This window comes from Paenibacillus sp. TC-CSREp1, from assembly GCF_050171015.1.
Classification (GTDB): domain Bacteria; phylum Bacillota; class Bacilli; order Paenibacillales; family Paenibacillaceae; genus Paenibacillus; species Paenibacillus silvae.
Genome location: NZ_JBNOKM010000047.1, coordinates 1 through 1,370 on the forward strand (window position 1 = coordinate 1; position 1,370 = coordinate 1,370).

General features: G+C 54.5%; 1 rRNA gene. It reads left to right on the plus strand.

The window, feature by feature from the left end:
* A 23S ribosomal RNA gene (locus ACQSGY_RS30665) occupies nucleotides 1-1,370 on the plus strand; the annotation flags it as partial.

The window sequence follows — 1,370 nt, forward strand, 5'->3', positions numbered from 1 at the left end:
AAGGCTGAGCTGTGATGGGGAGTGAAAATTACAGTAGCGAAGGTCATGATCTCACACTGCCAAGAAAAGCCTCTAGCCAGATGAAGGTGCCCGTACCGCAAACCGACACAGGTAGGCGAGAAGAGAATTCTAAGGCGCGCGGAAGAACTCTCGTTAAGGAACTCGGCAAAATGACCCCGTAACTTCGGGAGAAGGGGTGCCCCGGTAGTGTGAATAGCACGAGGGGGCCGCAGTGAAAAGGCCCAAGCGACTGTTTAGCAAAAACACAGGTCTGTGCGAAGCCGTAAGGCGAAGTATACGGGCTGACGCCTGCCCGGTGCTGGAAGGTTAAGGGGAGTGGTTAGGAGTAATCCGAAGCTGTGAACCGAAGCCCCAGTAAACGGCGGCCGTAACTATAACGGTCCTAAGGTAGCGAAATTCCTTGTCAGGTAAATTCTGACCCGCACGAATGGCGTAACGACTTGGGCGCTGTCTCAACGAGAGATCCGGTGAAATTTTAATACCTGTGAAGATGCAGGTTACCCGCGACAAGACGGAAAGACCCCATGGAGCTTTACTGCAGCTTGATATTGAATTTGGGTACGATCTGTACAGGATAGGTGGGAGCCTTTGAAGCGTGAGCGCCAGCTTGCGTGGAGGCACCGTTGGGATACCACCCTGATCGTATCTAGGTTCTAACCTGGTGCCCTGATCGGGTACGGGGACAGTGTCAGGTGGGCAGTTTGACTGGGGCGGTCGCCTCCTAAAGAGTAACGGAGGCGCCCAAAGGTTCCCTCAGAATGGTTGGAAATCATTCGAAGAGTGCAAAGGCATAAGGGAGCTTGACTGCGAGACCTACAAGTCGAGCAGGGACGAAAGTCGGGCTTAGTGATCCGGTGGTACCGCATGGAAGGGCCATCGCTCAACGGATAAAAGCTACCCTGGGGATAACAGGCTTATCTCCCCCAAGAGTCCACATCGACGGGGAGGTTTGGCACCTCGATGTCGGCTCATCGCATCCTGGGGCTGAAGTAGGTCCCAAGGGTTGGGCTGTTCGCCCATTAAAGCGGTACGCGAGCTGGGTTCAGAACGTCGTGAGACAGTTCGGTCCCTATCTGTCGTGGGCGTAGGAAATTTGAGAGGAGCTGTCCTTAGTACGAGAGGACCGGGATGGACGTACCGCTGGTGTACCAGTTGTTCCGCCAGGAGCACCGCTGGGTAGCTATGTACGGACGGGATAAGCGCTGAAAGCATCTAAGCGTGAAGCCCCCCTCAAGATGAGATTTCCCAGTATGTAAGACCCCTTGAAGACGACGAGGTAGATAGGCTGGGGGTGGAAGTGCAGCAATGCATGGAGCTGACCAGTACTAATCGGTCGAGGGCTTATCCAA